Below are 14,873 nucleotides of genomic sequence, written 5' to 3' on the forward strand. Positions count from 1 at the left end.
CGGAAAGACCCCCTACTCCTCCCAGCCGTGTTCCCCCACGAGGGGGACGAAGACGACCCCGCCGTAGGAGACGCGCGTGGTCTTCCCCCCCTTCTTCTCGATCCTGACGAGCTCCTGGACGTCGCGGCCGCCGACCGGGGCGACGAGGCGCCCGCCCTCGGAGAGCTGGTCGAGGAGCGGCGGGGGAACCGAGGGGGCGGCCGCGGTGACGATGATCCCGTCGTAGGGGGCGGCCGGCGGGTAACCGAGGGTCCCGTCGGCCACGATCACCTTCACGTTCACGATGCCTGCCCTCCGGAGGTTCTCCTCGGCGATCCTCGCCACTTCCGGGATCCTCTCGACCGTGTACACTTCCGCCCCGATCGTGGCGAGGACCGCGGCCTGGTACCCGCTCCCGGATCCCACCTCGAGGACGCGGTCGCCCGGCGAGACGGAGAGGAGCTCCGTCATGAGGGCAACGATGTACGGCTGGGAGATCGTCTGCCCGTGCCCGATGGGGAGCGGGTGGTCCGCGTACGCCGCGCTCTCGTACTCCCTCGGGACGAAGAGGTGGCGCGGGACCTTCCTCATCGCCTCGAGCACGCGGGCGTCGCGCACGCCGCGGGCCGCGATCTGGTGCGCGACCATCGCCTCCCTCTCGGCCTCGTGGCGGTCACCGGGCATTCCACCCACCGCCTCCCGCGGGGACATCCTCTCCTCTTAATTCCGCCTCGCGGCGCGCGCCTCCTCCCGCGGCTGGCTGCACCATGGGATTCTCCCCGCCTAGAACCCGCTCTTCTCGGCCGAGTCGATCGCCGCGTCGATCTGGGCCTGGAGCACGGGGGGGAGACCCGCGATCCTCACGTCGAGGAAACCCCTGATGATGGTCGATGTCGCGACGTCCTCGTCGAGGCCGCGGGACATGAGGTACTCGATCTCGTCGCGGGCGATCTTCCCGACCGCCGCCTCGTGGGAGAGCTCCGTGTCCACCACGTTGCCCTTGATCTCCGGGATCGCGTGGATGACGCCGTCGCGGAGGATGAGGCCCCTGCACTCGATGTGCCCCCGCGTGTGTCGTGATGCCCCCTCGATCATCCCCCGGGAGATGATCGTGCCCCCGGTCGTGATCGCCCGCGTGACGAGCTCGGCGCTCGAGCCCTCGGCAGAGAGGCGCGCGACGGACCCAAGGTCCATGTGCGAGCCCGGCGTGCAGACGACGATGCTGCTCGATCTCCCGACCGCGTTCTTCCCCGAAAGCTCGAAGTAGGGGGCCATCTGGACCTTCTTTACCGGCTGCATGCAGACGTAGTTCGAGATGAAGACGCCGTCCTCCTCGACGCGGGCGGCGGACCGGGGAAAGACGCTGATCTCCTCTCCCCAGTTGTGGATCATCGTGGAGGTGACGCGCGCACCCTTCCCCACGTAGAACTCGGAGACCCCGATGTGCGATCCCGTCCGCGTGTGCGACGCGCTCGCGCACCCCGAGATGAGGTGGAGCTCTGCCCCCTCCTCCGCGATCACGATGTTGTGCACGTGCTGGACGGGCGTCCGCGAGAGGAAGAGGCATGCCTGGAGGGGGTATATCGTCCTGCTCCCTTCCCGGGCGATCACCACGAACCCGCGGGGATCCCCCTGTGCCGCGACGAACCTCGTGTACTGGTCCTTGTCCTTCTCCACGAGGTTCCACGAGTAATCGGAAAGCCAGTCGTACTTCCGGAGGGCTTCTGCGATCGGGAGGATCTCGATCCCCTCGTGGAGCGAGGTCCACTGCCTGATCTCCTGGTCGACCTGGAAGAAGCTCCCCGACCGGTTCTTCATCTCGACCTCGAGCCCCGTGAGGGTGAGTCTCTCCCGGTCCTCGGGGGAGAGGTCTGCCATCTGCCCTACATCGTCTTCTGGCATGCGAGGCACTCCTTGTACCCGGATGTCTTGATCACCTTGAGGATCTCGCGGGGATTGCCGTGGCACTTGAACTCCCCGTCGCACATCACGTGCCCGAAGTCCGCGTCGAGGTAATCGAGGATGTAGCCCGTGTGCGTGATGACGAGCCCGCTCTTCTTCCTGTTCACGATGTGGACGTCCTTCTCGAGGAGGCGGGCGATCGCGTTTCCTATCAGGGAGATGTTCTCGAGGTCGACGCCGCTCTCCGGCTCGTCCAGCATCACGAAGTCCGGCTGCTGGACCAAGAGCTGGAGGACCTCGCTCCTCTTTATCTCCCCCCCGGAGAACCCGAGGTTGATCGCGCGGTCGAGGAACCCGTCCATCTTGAGGAACCGCGCGTACTCGCTCACCATCCCCGCCCTGTCCCCCGACGTGACCGCGAGGAGCTTGCCGAGCTTGAGGCCGGAGATGGTGGGGGGTCGCTGGAAGAGCATCCCGATTCCCATCTTCGCGCGCTCGTGGATGGGGAGGTGGGTGATGTCCTTGCCCTTGAACCGTATCCTCCCGCTCGTCACCTCGAGCCCCGAGAACCCCATGATCGCCCGCAGGAGTGTCGTCTTGCCCGAGCCGTTCGGTCCCATGAGGACGTGTGTCTCCCCCTCCCCGATGTGGAGATTGATGTCGCGGAGGACCTCCCTGTCCCCTATCCTCACGTGCAGGTCTTCTATATCCAGCATCTCTCTCCTCCCTTGCATCCCACCAGTATATCTCGGGCAGCGGGGATTAAACGGTTGTGAACGTCCACCCCGTCCAGCGCCTACACGTCCCGGAGGGACTTGAGGTAGCGGTACATCCCCTCCCTGTCGTACTGGCGGGTCGCGAACGTGTTGTACAGCTCCACCAGACGGTTATAGCGCGTGATTGCGCCGGAAAGGGAAGACCGTAGGGAGTTGTACTCCTCCACCCCCGCGTTGTACCGGGGGACTCGTGAGTTGTACTCCGCGACGTGTCCCCCTCGCAGGAGGGCGTCCATCTCCCGCCTCATCGCGTCGAGCGTGGCCCGCCTCCGGGAGAGATCCTCTTCGAGCGCGGATATCCTCGCCTTGAGCGCGTCCGCGTCGCCGCGGAGCTTCTCCATCGCGCGCGCGAGTTCTCCCGTCTCGCCGCACCGGGTGTAGGCGAGGGTTCCCGTTCCCACCGGGATGACCTCCGGTTCCGAGACGAGGCGGACGCCCCCCGCGAGTTCCCGCGGGGGTACCCCGACGTACGTGACGTTCGTCGTCTCGATGTACGCGTATCCCGTCCCCCGGTACCCCGGCCCATCGCATCCCGCGCCGACGGCCATGTGGCCCTCGAGGCCGAAGTAGAGGAGGGCCGCGCGGTACCCCTCGCGCGCGAGGAGCGACGCGAGGAGGAGGCTCTTGTCGTCGCAGTCGCCTGCCCCGTCGACGAAGACCTCGACGGGGAACCGCGGGTCGACTGCCTTGTCCGTCTCGTAAGGGATCGACTGGACGAAGACCGCGAGGAGCTCGAGGTACTCGTCGGTGTCGAGGGAACGCGCGTCCCTGACGGCGCGGAGGGCGGAGAGGAGCGAGGAAAAGAACCCTTCCTGCGCGGGATCCTCCATGAGCGCGCGGTAGATCCCTGCCCTCCACTCCGCTTCCCCGACGTTCCTGTCGTAGACCCGGGCGCTCTTGTCGGCGACCTTTGCGCCCACGTAGACGGCCGGGTCCACGGGCACCTCGATCCTCACGGAGAAATCCTGGAAGGGGAACGTGTACGTGGGAACCCGCGGGAGCGACGCGTCCTTGACCGGCTTTATGGAGGGATAGACCACGGGGGGGTGTGCCCACGGGAGGACATCGAGGCAGCCTCCCGCGGCGAGCGCGAGCGCGAGCACGGCGAGGACGGGCACGGCCAGGCGTGCACCCACGCGGTCTCACCCCTCCTCAAGTCCCGAGAGGTACCCCGGCAGCGCAGCGATGGACGGGAGGACTGCCGTCGGGGGTTTGCGGATCGATGCGAGCACGCCGGACGAGGACTTCCCCGTGAGCACGAGGATCCCGGCCATTCCTGCCTCCATTGCGCCCTGCACGTCCGAGACGGGGTCGTCCCCCACCATCGCTGCCTCCCCTGGCGGGATCCCGATGGCGGAGAGGGCCCCGAGGAAGTACTGGGGGCTCGGTTTCCCCACGAGCTCGGCCTGCCTGCCCGTCGCGTACTCGAGCGCCGCGACGAAGGGCCCCGCGGAGAGAGAGAGGCCGTCTGAATCGCGGAAGAAGCGGTCCTTCTCGAGGGCGAGGATGGGCACGCCGTCGAGCGCGAGGCGGAATGCCCTGTTGAGGAGGGAGTAGGTGAGAGAATCCCCGCAGTCGCCCACGGCGATGAAGTCGCACGAGTCCCCGCAGGGCTCGATGCCGGCCGCGCGGAAGTCCTCCGCGACCTCGGCCGTGGTGACGGGGAAGACACGGGACCAGCCCCTCTGCCGCGCGAGGGCGGCGGCTGCGACCGCCGGCGTGACGATCATCCCCGGCCCCGCGGGGATCCCCATCGCGGCGAGCTTTTCCGCGATTCCCCGCACGGATCTCCTCGTGCTATTCGAGACGAACCTGAACGGGTACCCCTCCGCCTGCAGCCACGAGATGGTCTCTGCTGCCCCCGTAATGGGTCTGTCACCCGTGTAGATGACGCCGTCGAGATCGATCAGGAGCCCGCGGATTCCTGCCATCCCTCCCACCGCCCCGTTCCCTGTTCTCTCATGCCCGGTGCACCGCCGGACAACCGGGATGTTTCGTGCCGGGAGAGTGCATGTACTCCTTGCCCTCCCTCTCCCTTGAGGATTCCGCACCTCCCCACTTTCGCCCCGCGCGGTGAGCGCTCAAGTGGCCCACCCCCGATGCTATCGTGTCGGACCAATGACCGTGGTCTTCGAGACGGCGGCCCAGCTCTGGCGTGACCGGACTGCAGCGTCCCGCGAGTACTCCGTCGTCCGGAACGACAGGGTCTCGCGTGCATTTCTCTCGCGCTCGCCCCTCCCCGAGTCCGAGTACCGCGCGGCACTCGCGTACCGCGCGAGCCTCATCCGGCAGTACGCGGACAGGACCCTCGAGGAGGTCTTCCCCGGCCGGCACGTCGGGACACCCGAGGGCGAGGTGTACTGCATCACCCGCGGCCACGCCCTCCGCGTCCCCCGGTGGGACAGGGAGTCGTTCCGCAGGTCGCTGCTCTCCGACCTCTCGCTCGTCCGCGGGATAGGGAAGCGGACGGGGGAGATCCTCCGGGCGAGGGGCTACAGGACGATCCCCGACCTCCTCCACCACAGGAGGTTCTCGGCCCCCGCGAGGGAGTGCCTCCGCGTCCTCGAGGAGGGGACGACAGGAGAGGTCATCTCCCTCGTCGCGAGGTGGTACCCTTCTTCCCACGTGCGCCACCTTTCCTCTGCCCGCCTCCTCGACCCCGCCGACTTCCTCTTCCTCGACATCGAGACGCTGGGGATCTTCCAGAGGCCCATCATCCTCGCGGGCCTTGCCCGCGTGGAGGGGTCCCGCCTCGTCACCGACCAGTACCTCGTCTGCTCGATGGAGGAGGAACTTCCCGCGCTCCTCGCCGCGAGAGGGGCCCTGCAGGGATACCGCGCCCTCGTCACCTACAACGGGAGGTCCTTTGACGTTCCCTACCTTCGGGAGAGGTGCGCCCTGTACGGCGAGGCGTTTTCACCCTGTCCCATCCACTACGACCTCCTCCACCCGGTCCGGAGGCTGTTTTCCGAGAGGTACCCTGACTGCCGCCTCGCCACCCTCGAGCGGGGCCTCCTCGGGATCACCCGCTGGGAGGATATCCCCTCCATGATGGTCCCGGAGTTCTACGAGGCGTACGTGACCCACTCAAACCCCGGACCCCTCGTGCCCGTCGTCGAACACAACTGCCAGGACCTCGTCTCCCTGGCAATGCTCTTCTTCTCCCTCCTCGAGGCTCCATGACCGCACACCGCGATGTCCTCCTGGCCCTCTCCGGCGACCCGCGCCTGCGGGACGGGTGGGTCCACGTGGAGGAGATTCCCCCGAGGGAACCCTCCTTCGGGGAAGTGAACCCGCCATTCCCGGCCCCCGTCAGGGACTTCCTCGATTCCCGCGGGATTCGCCTCTATACCCACCAGTGCGAGGCCGTCCGCGCCTTCCGCGGGGGCAAGAACTTCGTGATCACCACCCCCACGTCGTCCGGAAAGACCCTCGCATTCGCGCTCCCGGTCTTCGAGAAGATCCTCTCGGATCCGCGGTCCACTTTCCTCTTCGTCTACCCGGCAAAGGCACTTACCCGCGACCAGCACCGGTCGATCCGGGCGCTCGAGGAGGGCTTGCGGACCGGGGCGGTGAGCGCCGTCTACGACGGGGACACGCCCGCTTCCGCGCGCGGGAAGATCCGGCAGGAATCCCGCATCATCCTCACCAACCCGTACGAACTCCACCACGTGCTTCCCTGGCACCACCAGTGGAGCAGGTTCTTCTCCGGCCTCACCGCTGTCGTGATCGACGAGGCGCACAGGTACAGGGGGGTCTTCGGCTCCCACGTGGCACTCCTCATCCGCCGCCTGCGGAGGATCTGCAGGTTTTACGGCTCTCGTCCCCTCTTCGTGGTATCCACCGCGACCCTCGCGAACGCGGCGGAGTTCGCGGGGAGACTCTGCGGCGTCCCGTTCGTCGAGATCGCGGAGGACGGATCGCCCGCGGGTCGCAGGACGTTTGCCCTCTACAATCCGTTCCGCGAGTGGCCGGGGGACCGGTCCATGCACCGCGACGCGGCCCTGATCCTCGAGAGGTGCGTCGGAGAAGGGCTGCAGGCGCTCTGCTTCACAGGGTCGCGCCGCATGGCAGAACTCGTGGCCGCGTGGGCACGGGAGAACGGTGGCGGATCCCGGGGCAGCGGGGACAGCCCGAGGATCGCCTCCTACAGGGCCGGGTACCTCCCCGAGGAACGGAGGGCGATCGAGGATGGCATCAAGTCGGGCTCGATCAGGGGGGTCGTCTCGACGAATGCCCTCGAGCTCGGTATCGACATCGGGACACTGGACGCAGTCATCCTCGCGGGGTTCCCGGGCACGATGATGGCGGCATGGCAGCAGGCGGGGAGGGCGGGGAGGGGCGGGCGGGACGCACTCGCGATCCTCGTCGCGTCCGCAAATCCCCTCGACCAGTACTTCGTGTCCCATCCCGCCGCGTTCTTCGGCGCACCCCTCGAGCACGCGATCATCGACCTAGAGAATCCCTACATCCTCTCCGGGCAGGTCCTCTGCGCCGCGGCCGAGATCCCCCTCGATCCCGATGCGGACGCAGACCTCCTCTCGCCATCGCTCCCCGCGATCATCTCCACGCTCTCCGCCCAGTCCCTCCTCGGCAGGACGCGGAGGGGGTGGATATACTCGGGGAGGGCGAGGGCTGCGGACCTCGTTTCGCTCGACGGGGGTTCCCGCGAGACCTTCACGGTCGTCTGCGGGGGGCGTGTCCTCGAGACCCTCGACCGCGCGCAGGCCTTCCGCGAGGCGCACAGGGGTGCGATCCTCCTCCACCAGGGCGAGCAGTACCGCGTGGAGGAGCTCGACCTCGAATCGCGCACCGTCCGGGTCACGCCGGTGGACGTAGACTACTATACCCGCCCGCTCAGGTCGGCGGAGGTGAAGGTCCTCGGGGTGAGGGCCACGCGGGACCTCCCCGGCGCCCGCCTCTCCTTCGGGGACGTGGAGGTGACGGAACACTACACCGCCTACAAGATGATCGAGAGGGAGTGCGTGATCGGCGTCGAGCCGCTCGACCTCCCCCCGTCCCGGTTCGCGACGCGCGCGTTCTGGCTCGAGATCCCCACGGAGGTGTGCGCCAGGGTCTCCCTCGCCGGCGACCTCGCGGGTGCGCTCCACGGGATGGAGCACGCCCTCATCGCCGTGATGCCGTTCCATGTCCTGTGCGACCGCTGGGACATCGGGGGGCTGTCTGTTCCCTGCGGGGGGATGTCGGGGGACCCCACCGTCTTCGTGTATGACGGGTACGAGGGGGGAATCGGCCTCTCCGAGAAGGCATTTGGGATGTGCGAGGCCCTCCTCGCGACGGCCGAGGCTCTCGTCGCGGGGTGCCGCTGCACCGACGGCTGCCCCTCCTGCATCTTCTCGCCGAAGTGCGGGAGCGACAACCAGCCCCTCGACAAGGGGGCGACGCGCGAGATCCTCGCCCTCGTCGCGGGGAAAAACGGGGAGAAGGGGGGACCGGGAGGAGGGGATCCCGCCGGGCCTACCTCTTCTCCTTGAGGACGCACACGGACGCGGGTTCCCGGAGGAGGAGGGCGAGGCTCTCGGTGATGGAGAACTCGAGGCTGTCCCCCGCCGGGCCGACGAACCCGATCGACATGTCCTGTCCGATCACGATTGACGCGTACCTCTTCCCTGTCGCGAGGAGGACACCGCCGCTCTTGAGCACGGGTGCCTTGAAGACGCCGTCAGTCACGATGCTCCTGATGTGCTCGAGTTCGGTGCTCTGGCCCTGCACGTACCTCCTGAAGAGGAGGTTGTACCGGGACGGTGCGAGCGCGAGCGCGTAGGGCCCGTGGTACCCCGCCTCGTCGAGGGCGATGACCGCCTGGATGATGTCGTCTGCGGCCTTCCCCACTGTGTTCCACGAGGAGAGTACAATCTCGTTTGTTCCCCCGCGGGTGAGGAGCCCGGGCGTCTCGCCCGCGCCCTCGAAGATGAGGGTGTCTTCCCTGCGGGCACACTCGATTGCGGCCTGCGCGGCGGGTGCCGCGGAGAAGGGGAGGCTGTTCTCCTCGTAGGCGATGATGTCGCGCAGGCCGAGCGAGAACCTCGTCGAGATCATGTGGACGGGGACGAACCTGCTGACCGCGAGGCACTCGTCCACCCTGCAGTCCTCCAGGGGTACTGCCTTGAGGCCGAGCCCGTACGGCCCCTCTATCCCGATGAGCCTGCGCCCGGCAAGGACGCTCTTTGCCGCGTCGACCATCGCGCCGTCGAGGACCTTCCAGGTCCCTGGTCCGATCGGCGCATCCTCCCTCCCGAGGTAATGCATGGACATTGCCCCATCACTCCCGCAGCGACCCTACCGTGAGCGCGTTCCCGCTCTTCTCCCCGCCTGCAGCAGTCCCCTTCGCTTGGCCGAGCTTCGCGATCTCGGCCTCGACCTCCGCGGCCCCCTGGGCGTAGAAATCGGGCTCGTCAGGTGCGAGTTCCTGGAGGAGCCTCAGGAACTCGCCGGCATGGACACGCTCCTCGTCCGCGATGTCGAGGAGGACCTCGCGGGAGAGTTCGTCATCGATGGACTCCGCAAGCTGCGTGTAGAGCTGCACTGCCTCGTACTCGGCCGCGACCATCAGCCTGATTGCCCGGACGAGTTCGGACCTCGAAAGCTTCCGGTCGCTCGCCTTGACGGAAAATGCTGTCCCAAATTCTGGCATACGGATCACTCTTCGCGACTTTGAGGGCAGAAACCCATAGTGTCCCAATCTTCTTCATTTTATTTTAACGTGCTGGAAAACGCACGGAGGGGGGACCGGGCCGGGGGGTCACCCTTTTTCCCCTGTCCCTTCCCGTATCGTGCGCACGATGTCCCTCGAGCTGCAGACCGGGTCGCCCCTGTACTGCCCGATCCTGACGAGGAGGGGGGAGAGCCCCCGCGCCTCGAGCTCCCGCCGGATCTTCTCCTCGTCGAAGTGCTGGTCGTACCCGAACGTGATGACGTGGGGCCGAATCTCCATGATCGGGCGGAACATGTCGTGGAGGTCGCCGAGGACCGCGTGGTCGACCACCCGCAGGGCGGCAACCATCTTGAGCCTCTGCGTCTCCGGGATGACGGGCTTTGGCTTGTGCCTCACGTTCCTGTCCCTCGCGACGATGACGTAGAGCTCGTCGCCGAGCCGCTTGGACTCTTCGAGGTAGTACAGGTGGCCGGGATGGAGGATATCGAACGTGCCGGTCGCGACGACGCGCCTCATGGGACGACCTCCAGCCTCGAGGGTGTCCCGTCCGCGCGGTAGCACCGCCAGCTCCGCCTGTCGTAGGGGTACCCCACGATGATGTGGTACCGCCCCGCCCGCGGGAAGAACGAGAGGTCCGCGAGGGAGGGGGAGAGGACGCCGTTAGGGTGGCTGTGGACGCTCCCCGCGACGTGGGTGTCAAGCGGCATCATGTCGAGGAGGAGGGTCGCGCTCTCGTCGCCCGTCACCGTCCCGGGCAGGAGGGTGAACTCCGAGATGATCCCTCCCTCCTCGCGCAGGATCCCCGCGAATTCCTGGGGGTGGTTCTCCCTCCCGAGCTCGAGGAGGAGTGCGAGCAGCTTCCTGCGGATCCCCTGCACCTTCATGCAACCCTCCAGATGGGTGGGCCGGCCGGCCTCAAAAAACGACCGGCCCGGGACCCGCCCATGGTCAGAACGGCCCGTCCTGCTCATAGCTCCTGCCGAACCGGATGGCGAGCTCTGCCTTGAAGAGCTCGGCGCCGAGGTACGCGGCGTGGTCGAGGAGGGAGACGTCGCCGCGCGAGAGGATCGCGTGAAATACGTCGTTCCACCTCGTCCCGCGGTAGGCCCTCCCCTCGATGACGGCCACGATCTCCCTCCCCTCGATCCCGATCCGGAAGTTCCCGCGCGGGTCGTACTGGATCTCTGCGGGTGCTGGCCCGGCACGTATGGTCTCCCGGTACTCGAGGGGCGGCTCCCGCCTCCTCCGCTTCTCCTTGAGGACGAGGAGGTCGATCCCGAGGTCCTTTGGGTACGGCCGGTCCCTCGCGAGCACCATCATCTCCGTCGCCCTCCGGACCTCTCCGATCGACCCCCTCGTCTTGTCGCTGTGCTCGCTCGTGAAGATGACGGCAGCCCCGACTTCCGCGGCCATCGCGGCGAGGAGCGCGTTCTGGCCGATCGAGTCCGCGTCGAGGAGTTCGACGACGTTGCCTGCCCCGAAGAAGAGGGGGACGTCGAGGTCCGCGAAACGGGAGAGGGCCCGGACAAGGCCGGAGCCGGCGGGGGGGAGGACGGGATCGGCGAGCAGGCACTCGATTCCCGCGTCCCGCGCTGCCCCGATGTTCGCGGCGAGTCCCCGTTCGCCCGGGACCACGACTGCCGCCGCGCCCGCGTCCGCGACCTCGCCCCCGACGAGCGGGATGTTCGACTCCTGGAGGCTGAGGACGAGGTCCGCCCGCCCGAGGGCCGCGCGGATGATCCCGGGGTCCATGGAGTCCACCGAGAGCGGGCCCTCAATATCCCCAAGCTCCGAGAAGACCCTCTCCGCGTCCGACGGCGTCGCGTCGAAGGAGAAACCGAGGTCGACGATGTCTGCCCCGCGCGAGAAGTAATCCTCGACCCGTGCCCGGATATCGGGGACCCTGTGGGCGTCCATGATCTCCGCGAGGACCTTCATCCGGGACGTGCCCCCGATCCTGACCCCCCTCACGATGAAGGAGAAGTCGGAGGCTTCCTCCGCCGCGGCGACCCTCGCTTCCGCCTCCTCCCTCCTCTTGCCCGCGAGGAACTCGTCGGCGGGAACCGTGCGGGAGAGCGCAACGTGCGGGAGGAGGGAGAGCACCTCCGCGAGGTCCGCGGCGTGGCGTGGACCGAGGAAGACCGGGACCCCCGTCTCCTCCTCCACCCCGCGAAACGACGCGACGCACATCCCGGAGACGATCACCATGTCCGGCTCCTCCCTCGCGACGAGGTCACGCAGCTGGCCCGGCGTGAGGAACGAGGCGATCTCCCCCGTGACGACGACCCGCGCATCGATGCCGGCGTTGAGTCCCTTCGCGGCCTCCTCCACCATCTCCCGGGTCGCCCTGCCCGTGGGCAGGAGGATTCGCATAAATCTCCTTAATATCAGGCAGGTCAAAAAGGGTACGATACAATGCTCGCCTGCGACCTCCACGTCCACACCAGTCACTCGCGCGACGGCGAGAGCAGCGTGGAAGAGGTCATCAGGAGGGCGGAGGCAGCCGGGCTCGATGCGATCGCGATCACGGACCACGACACTGTCGCCGGGGCGGTCCATGCCCTCGCCCTCCCGACGCGCATCCTCGTGATCCCCGGGACCGAGGTCTCGACGCGCGAGGGCCACCTCCTCGTCCTCGGGGTCACGGCGCCGCTCCCCCCGGGCCTCGGGATGGCGGAGACCATCTCGCTTGCAAAGGAACGGGGAGGGCTCGTCGTCCTCCCCCACCCGTTCCACCTCTGGCGCCACGGGGCGGGGAGGCGGATGGGGGCGTGGGTCCACGAGCTGGACGCAATCGAGGTCTTCAACAGCCGCTACATCGTCGGTGCCGCGAACAGGAAGGCAAGGAAGGTCGCGGCCCGGCTCGGGAAACCCAGCGTGGGGGGATCGGACGCGCACAACGCGCGGTTCGTGGGGTTCGGGAGGACGCTCGTCGAGAGCGACCGGTCCGTGGAGGCCGTGCTCGGCGCGATCCGGGCCGGGAGAACGGTCGTTACCGGGAGGATGACACCCCTGCGGACGTACACCCGCCAATCTCTCCGGAACACATGGAAGAGGATCTCGCACAGGATCATCCCGAGGTGACGAGGCTCGCGTTCCGCTGCGGGTACCTCGGGGACAGGTTCGCAGGGTCGCAGGTGCAGCCCGACGCGCGGACGGTCGAGGGGGAGTTCATCGCGGCGTGCCTCCGCCTCTCCCTCTTTTCCGACCCGCGGACTGCCCGGTTCCAGGCAGCGGGGCGGACGGACAGGGGGGTCCACGCGCGGTGCCAGGTCTTCGCCCTCTCGACGCCGTTGCCGGGGAGGGCCACTTCCCTCATCCGGTACCACCTCCCCCGCGACCTATGGGTCACGGGGTACGCGCAGGTCGACCCGGGATTCCACCCCCGGCACAGGGCGCTCCACAGGACCTACAGGTACTTCTTCGGGGAGGAGGACCTGGACACCTGCGCGATGGACCTGGCCGCGCGTTCCTTCGAGGGGACCCACGACTTCACCCTCTTCTCGCGTCCTGACGGGAGGGATCCCATCCGGAGGGTCCTCTCGGCCCGGGTCTTCGAGGAATCGGGGGCCGCCGTCCTCGAGGTCCGGGCGGAGAGCTTCCTCTGGCACATGGTGCGGTACATGGCCTCCGCACTGCGCCTCGTCGGCGCGGGCGAGGCGGGAACGGATCTCGTCGCGTCGCGCCTCCGTGGGGATCCATCCGCGCGGCTGTCCCCCGCGCCCCCGGAGGGCCTCGTCCTCTGGGACGTGGAGTACGGGTTCCCCTTCCTCCCCCTCGGACCCGGAAAGAAGGCCCTCTCCCTGCTCCGGGAAGAGTACTCCTCCGCGAGGGTCCGGGCGCGCGTCACCGCGAGCCTCCTCGCGGACGCGGGGGTTCCACGCGGGGAGGCGCCCCGGGGGGAACTGCCATGACCGCATTTCCCTGCACGCGCTGCGGGAAGTGCTGCGTCAGCCTCGGCCGCCACATCGAGGTCGTGCGGAGCACGTCCCCGCGCTCCTGCGTCGCCCGCGTGAAGGTCACGGGGGAGATCCTCCATGTCCAGGTCATCCCCTCCCTCGTCCCCCTCTTCTCCCGGCGGGAACCACCCTCGTGGGAGGAGGGGTGGTGCCCCTTCCTCCGGAGGGAGGATGACCGTTTCACGTGCACGATCTACCCGTTCCGCCCGAGGATCTGCAGGGAATTCAAATGCGTGACGATGCGGATCCTCGGTCCCGCGGGCCGTGAAGCCGGGCGGGTGAAGGGGAAGGCATCGCTCGTCTCCGACGACCCGGTCCTCCAGTCCCTCTGGAGCGCGGAGATCGCGCCGCTCTCCAACCTCCCGGAGAGGGAATTTGCCGCGCGCTGCCGCGGCATCCTCGAGCCGCGCGGGTACACCCTCGAGCTATTCGAGGGCTGAAGGGCGGTTCGGGGATCGCGAGATTTATGTATTTTTGCTCATATGAGAAATAATAGTGCAGGTGCACAGGAGGCACGCGAGATATGCCAGGCCTTGACGGAACGGGTCCCCTCGGACGGGGACCGGGGACAGGGTAGGGGAGGGGGCGCTGCTGGCCGCCTGCCGGCAGGCCGCCCGCGTGGGCACCCATTCCCTTGCAGCAGCAGGAGCAGGCGGCATCTCCGCAAGAGAGGCCCACGCAGGAATCGGCCCCCGCGGGCCCCGCGGGGTACCCCGCACAGGGGCGTCCTCCCCTCACCTACGGGCGCGGCCGCGGGGGCCTCCCGCGGGGCTGCGGGAGGGGGAGGTGCGGCGGGTTCCCGTGGTGAAGGGGACTGCCCGCACCGGTCCACCCAGGGACGAGCAGAGCAGGTGACGTGATGGGAGACGATTCCCGGCGGAGAGACGGTGCTCCCCCGCCCATTCCCCCGTCCACGCGAGAGAAAGACCGGCGGCCCCGGTCGGTCCCCCTCCAGGTCGCCCTCCGGGTCGCGCGGGAGAGGCAGCGGTCGCGGTCGTCCCGCCGGAAGATATTCGGGGAAGACCCCGAGAGGTACCTCGACACCGTCCGGATGATGAGGGACGTGGAGGGGTCGTGAGGGATCCCACTCGGGGGCGTCGAATTCCCCCCGATGTGGGCGACCGGCACTGCCCGGCCCCTCCCGATTAACCTCATATCCCCGGAGACCAAAGAAGAACCACGGGACCATGTCGACCGATGCCATCCCGGGCGGCCCGGCGCGCCGGCGGGGGAGACCGAGGATGCCGCGTGCAATCGGGGAGATGAGCGCGTCCCGGTGCTTCGCGCCGGAGTGCGCGCCGGAAGGGGAGGACGTCGCCATCACGCTCCTCCCCGAGGAGGTGGAACTCTTGAGGCTCATCGACCTCGAGGGCCTCGAGCAGGAGGAGGCCGCATCCCTCCTCGGTGTCTCCCGGCGGACGGTGTGGAGGGACCTCCACGCCGCGAGGAGGAAGGTCGCCGAGGCGCTCACGACCGGGAAACGCCTCCGGCTGGCAAGGTGCCCCCGCATGGAGCAGGGGGCCTGCCCGCGGCGGTGCTGCCGCGGCCAAAACGAGTTCTGACCCGCGCTCCCGTGGGCAT

17 protein-coding genes are annotated in these 14,873 nt (G+C 68.2%); 7 read left to right on the top strand and 10 right to left on the bottom strand.

Going from position 1 to position 14,873, the window contains the following annotated elements; translation table 11 throughout:
- Nucleotides 1-12: 12 nt before the first annotated feature.
- The 5 genes from QFX32_03965 to QFX32_03985 form a co-directional block, all read right to left on the bottom strand.
- On the bottom strand, nucleotides 13-690 hold the full coding sequence (locus tag QFX32_03965) for a protein-L-isoaspartate(D-aspartate) O-methyltransferase (GenBank protein MDI9633194.1): 678 nt from the start codon (nucleotides 688-690) through the stop codon (nucleotides 13-15).
- A 72-nt stretch (nucleotides 691-762) separates the two neighbouring features.
- Nucleotides 763-1,881, bottom strand: a complete 1,119-nt coding sequence (locus QFX32_03970; protein MDI9633195.1) for a SufD family Fe-S cluster assembly protein — start codon at nucleotides 1,879-1,881, stop codon at nucleotides 763-765.
- Complete coding sequence (locus QFX32_03975; protein MDI9633196.1) at nucleotides 1,863-2,597, bottom strand: ABC transporter ATP-binding protein; 735 nt, start codon at nucleotides 2,595-2,597, stop codon at nucleotides 1,863-1,865. Before QFX32_03975 ends, QFX32_03970 begins: the two co-directional genes overlap by 19 nt.
- A gap of 80 nt (nucleotides 2,598-2,677) precedes the next feature.
- Entirely contained in the window at nucleotides 2,678-3,793 is a 1,116-nt protein-coding gene (locus tag QFX32_03980; protein MDI9633197.1) for a hypothetical protein, read from the bottom strand.
- Between the two features lie 6 nt (nucleotides 3,794-3,799).
- Nucleotides 3,800-4,588, bottom strand: a complete 789-nt coding sequence (locus QFX32_03985; protein MDI9633198.1) for an HAD-IIA family hydrolase — start codon at nucleotides 4,586-4,588, stop codon at nucleotides 3,800-3,802.
- Between the two features lie 187 nt (nucleotides 4,589-4,775).
- On the opposite strand from QFX32_03985, the gene QFX32_03990 reads away from it, so the two are divergent.
- Nucleotides 4,776-5,840 (top strand): ribonuclease H-like domain-containing protein, encoded by a 1,065-nt coding sequence (locus tag QFX32_03990; protein ID MDI9633199.1) that lies wholly within the window; start codon nucleotides 4,776-4,778, stop codon nucleotides 5,838-5,840.
- A complete protein-coding gene (locus tag QFX32_03995; protein ID MDI9633200.1) occupies nucleotides 5,837-8,152 on the top strand; it encodes a DEAD/DEAH box helicase in 2,316 nt (771 codons plus the stop codon). Before QFX32_03990 ends, QFX32_03995 begins: the two co-directional genes overlap by 4 nt.
- Here QFX32_03995 and QFX32_04000 read toward each other — a convergent pair.
- The 5 genes from QFX32_04000 to QFX32_04020 form a co-directional block, all read right to left on the bottom strand.
- Nucleotides 8,136-8,933, bottom strand: coding sequence for a family 1 encapsulin nanocompartment shell protein (locus QFX32_04000; protein MDI9633201.1), 798 nt, complete (start codon nucleotides 8,931-8,933; stop codon nucleotides 8,136-8,138). The genes QFX32_03995 and QFX32_04000 overlap by 17 nt on opposite strands.
- A gap of 7 nt (nucleotides 8,934-8,940) precedes the next feature.
- The gene (locus QFX32_04005; GenBank protein ID MDI9633202.1) at nucleotides 8,941-9,312 is read right to left on the bottom strand and encodes a ferritin family protein; all 372 of its coding nucleotides are present in this window, start codon (nucleotides 9,310-9,312) and stop codon (nucleotides 8,941-8,943) included.
- Nucleotides 9,313-9,420: 108 nt separating this feature from the next.
- The gene (locus QFX32_04010; protein ID MDI9633203.1) at nucleotides 9,421-9,849 is read right to left on the bottom strand and encodes an FAD synthase; all 429 of its coding nucleotides are present in this window, start codon (nucleotides 9,847-9,849) and stop codon (nucleotides 9,421-9,423) included.
- Nucleotides 9,846-10,217, bottom strand: a complete 372-nt coding sequence (locus QFX32_04015) for a Mov34/MPN/PAD-1 family protein (GenBank protein MDI9633204.1) — start codon at nucleotides 10,215-10,217, stop codon at nucleotides 9,846-9,848. Before QFX32_04015 ends, QFX32_04010 begins: the two co-directional genes overlap by 4 nt.
- 64 nt (nucleotides 10,218-10,281) lie before the next feature.
- Nucleotides 10,282-11,706: a dihydropteroate synthase-like protein gene (locus tag QFX32_04020; protein MDI9633205.1), complete on the bottom strand. Its 1,425-nt coding sequence runs from the start codon at nucleotides 11,704-11,706 to the stop codon at nucleotides 10,282-10,284.
- Nucleotides 11,707-11,748: 42 nt separating this feature from the next.
- Between QFX32_04020 and QFX32_04025 the strand changes: the two genes are divergently transcribed.
- The 5 genes from QFX32_04025 to QFX32_04045 all read left to right on the top strand — a co-directional run bounded on the left by QFX32_04025 (nucleotide 11,749) and on the right by QFX32_04045 (nucleotide 14,854).
- Complete coding sequence (locus tag QFX32_04025; protein ID MDI9633206.1) at nucleotides 11,749-12,417, top strand: PHP domain-containing protein; 669 nt, start codon at nucleotides 11,749-11,751, stop codon at nucleotides 12,415-12,417.
- Nucleotides 12,381-13,247, top strand: coding sequence for a tRNA pseudouridine(38-40) synthase TruA (gene truA, locus QFX32_04030; protein ID MDI9633207.1), 867 nt, complete (start codon nucleotides 12,381-12,383; stop codon nucleotides 13,245-13,247). The genes QFX32_04025 and truA overlap by 37 nt, the downstream gene beginning before the upstream one ends.
- Nucleotides 13,244-13,732 (top strand): YkgJ family cysteine cluster protein, encoded by a 489-nt coding sequence (locus QFX32_04035; GenBank protein ID MDI9633208.1) that lies wholly within the window; start codon nucleotides 13,244-13,246, stop codon nucleotides 13,730-13,732. Before truA ends, QFX32_04035 begins: the two co-directional genes overlap by 4 nt.
- 419 nt (nucleotides 13,733-14,151) lie before the next feature.
- Nucleotides 14,152-14,370, top strand: a complete 219-nt coding sequence (locus QFX32_04040) for a hypothetical protein (GenBank protein ID MDI9633209.1) — start codon at nucleotides 14,152-14,154, stop codon at nucleotides 14,368-14,370.
- A gap of 109 nt (nucleotides 14,371-14,479) precedes the next feature.
- Nucleotides 14,480-14,854, top strand: a complete 375-nt coding sequence (locus QFX32_04045; protein ID MDI9633210.1) for a DUF134 domain-containing protein — start codon at nucleotides 14,480-14,482, stop codon at nucleotides 14,852-14,854.
- The last annotated feature ends 19 nt before the right edge of the window (nucleotides 14,855-14,873 follow it).

It is taken from the genome of Methanolinea sp., assembly GCA_030055515.1.
In the GTDB taxonomy this organism is placed as follows: domain Archaea; phylum Halobacteriota; class Methanomicrobia; order Methanomicrobiales; family Methanospirillaceae; genus Methanolinea_A.

Bases quoted from the DNA above. Each gene is read 5' to 3' on its own strand.
- QFX32_03965 (MDI9633194.1), bottom strand. From the start codon at position 690: ATGTCCCCGCGGGAGGCGGTGGGTGGAATGCCCGGTGACCGCCACGAG.
- QFX32_03970 (MDI9633195.1), bottom strand. From the start codon at position 1,881: ATGCCAGAAGACGATGTAGGGCAGATGGCAGACCTCTCCCCCGAGGAC.
- QFX32_03975 (MDI9633196.1), bottom strand. From the start codon at position 2,597: ATGCTGGATATAGAAGACCTGCACGTGAGGATAGGGGACAGGGAGGTC.
- QFX32_03985 (MDI9633198.1), bottom strand. From the start codon at position 4,588: ATGGCAGGAATCCGCGGGCTCCTGATCGATCTCGACGGCGTCATCTAC.
- QFX32_03990 (MDI9633199.1), top strand. From the start codon at position 4,776: ATGACCGTGGTCTTCGAGACGGCGGCCCAGCTCTGGCGTGACCGGACT.
- QFX32_03995 (MDI9633200.1), top strand. From the start codon at position 5,837: ATGACCGCACACCGCGATGTCCTCCTGGCCCTCTCCGGCGACCCGCGC.
- QFX32_04000 (MDI9633201.1), bottom strand. From the start codon at position 8,933: ATGTCCATGCATTACCTCGGGAGGGAGGATGCGCCGATCGGACCAGGG.
- QFX32_04005 (MDI9633202.1), bottom strand. From the start codon at position 9,312: ATGCCAGAATTTGGGACAGCATTTTCCGTCAAGGCGAGCGACCGGAAG.
- QFX32_04010 (MDI9633203.1), bottom strand. From the start codon at position 9,849: ATGAGGCGCGTCGTCGCGACCGGCACGTTCGATATCCTCCATCCCGGC.
- QFX32_04015 (MDI9633204.1), bottom strand. From the start codon at position 10,217: ATGAAGGTGCAGGGGATCCGCAGGAAGCTGCTCGCACTCCTCCTCGAG.
- QFX32_04020 (MDI9633205.1), bottom strand. From the start codon at position 11,706: ATGCGAATCCTCCTGCCCACGGGCAGGGCGACCCGGGAGATGGTGGAG.
- QFX32_04025 (MDI9633206.1), top strand. From the start codon at position 11,749: ATGCTCGCCTGCGACCTCCACGTCCACACCAGTCACTCGCGCGACGGC.
- truA (MDI9633207.1), top strand. From the start codon at position 12,381: ATGGAAGAGGATCTCGCACAGGATCATCCCGAGGTGACGAGGCTCGCG.
- QFX32_04035 (MDI9633208.1), top strand. From the start codon at position 13,244: ATGACCGCATTTCCCTGCACGCGCTGCGGGAAGTGCTGCGTCAGCCTC.
- QFX32_04040 (MDI9633209.1), top strand. From the start codon at position 14,152: ATGGGAGACGATTCCCGGCGGAGAGACGGTGCTCCCCCGCCCATTCCC.
- QFX32_04045 (MDI9633210.1), top strand. From the start codon at position 14,480: ATGTCGACCGATGCCATCCCGGGCGGCCCGGCGCGCCGGCGGGGGAGA.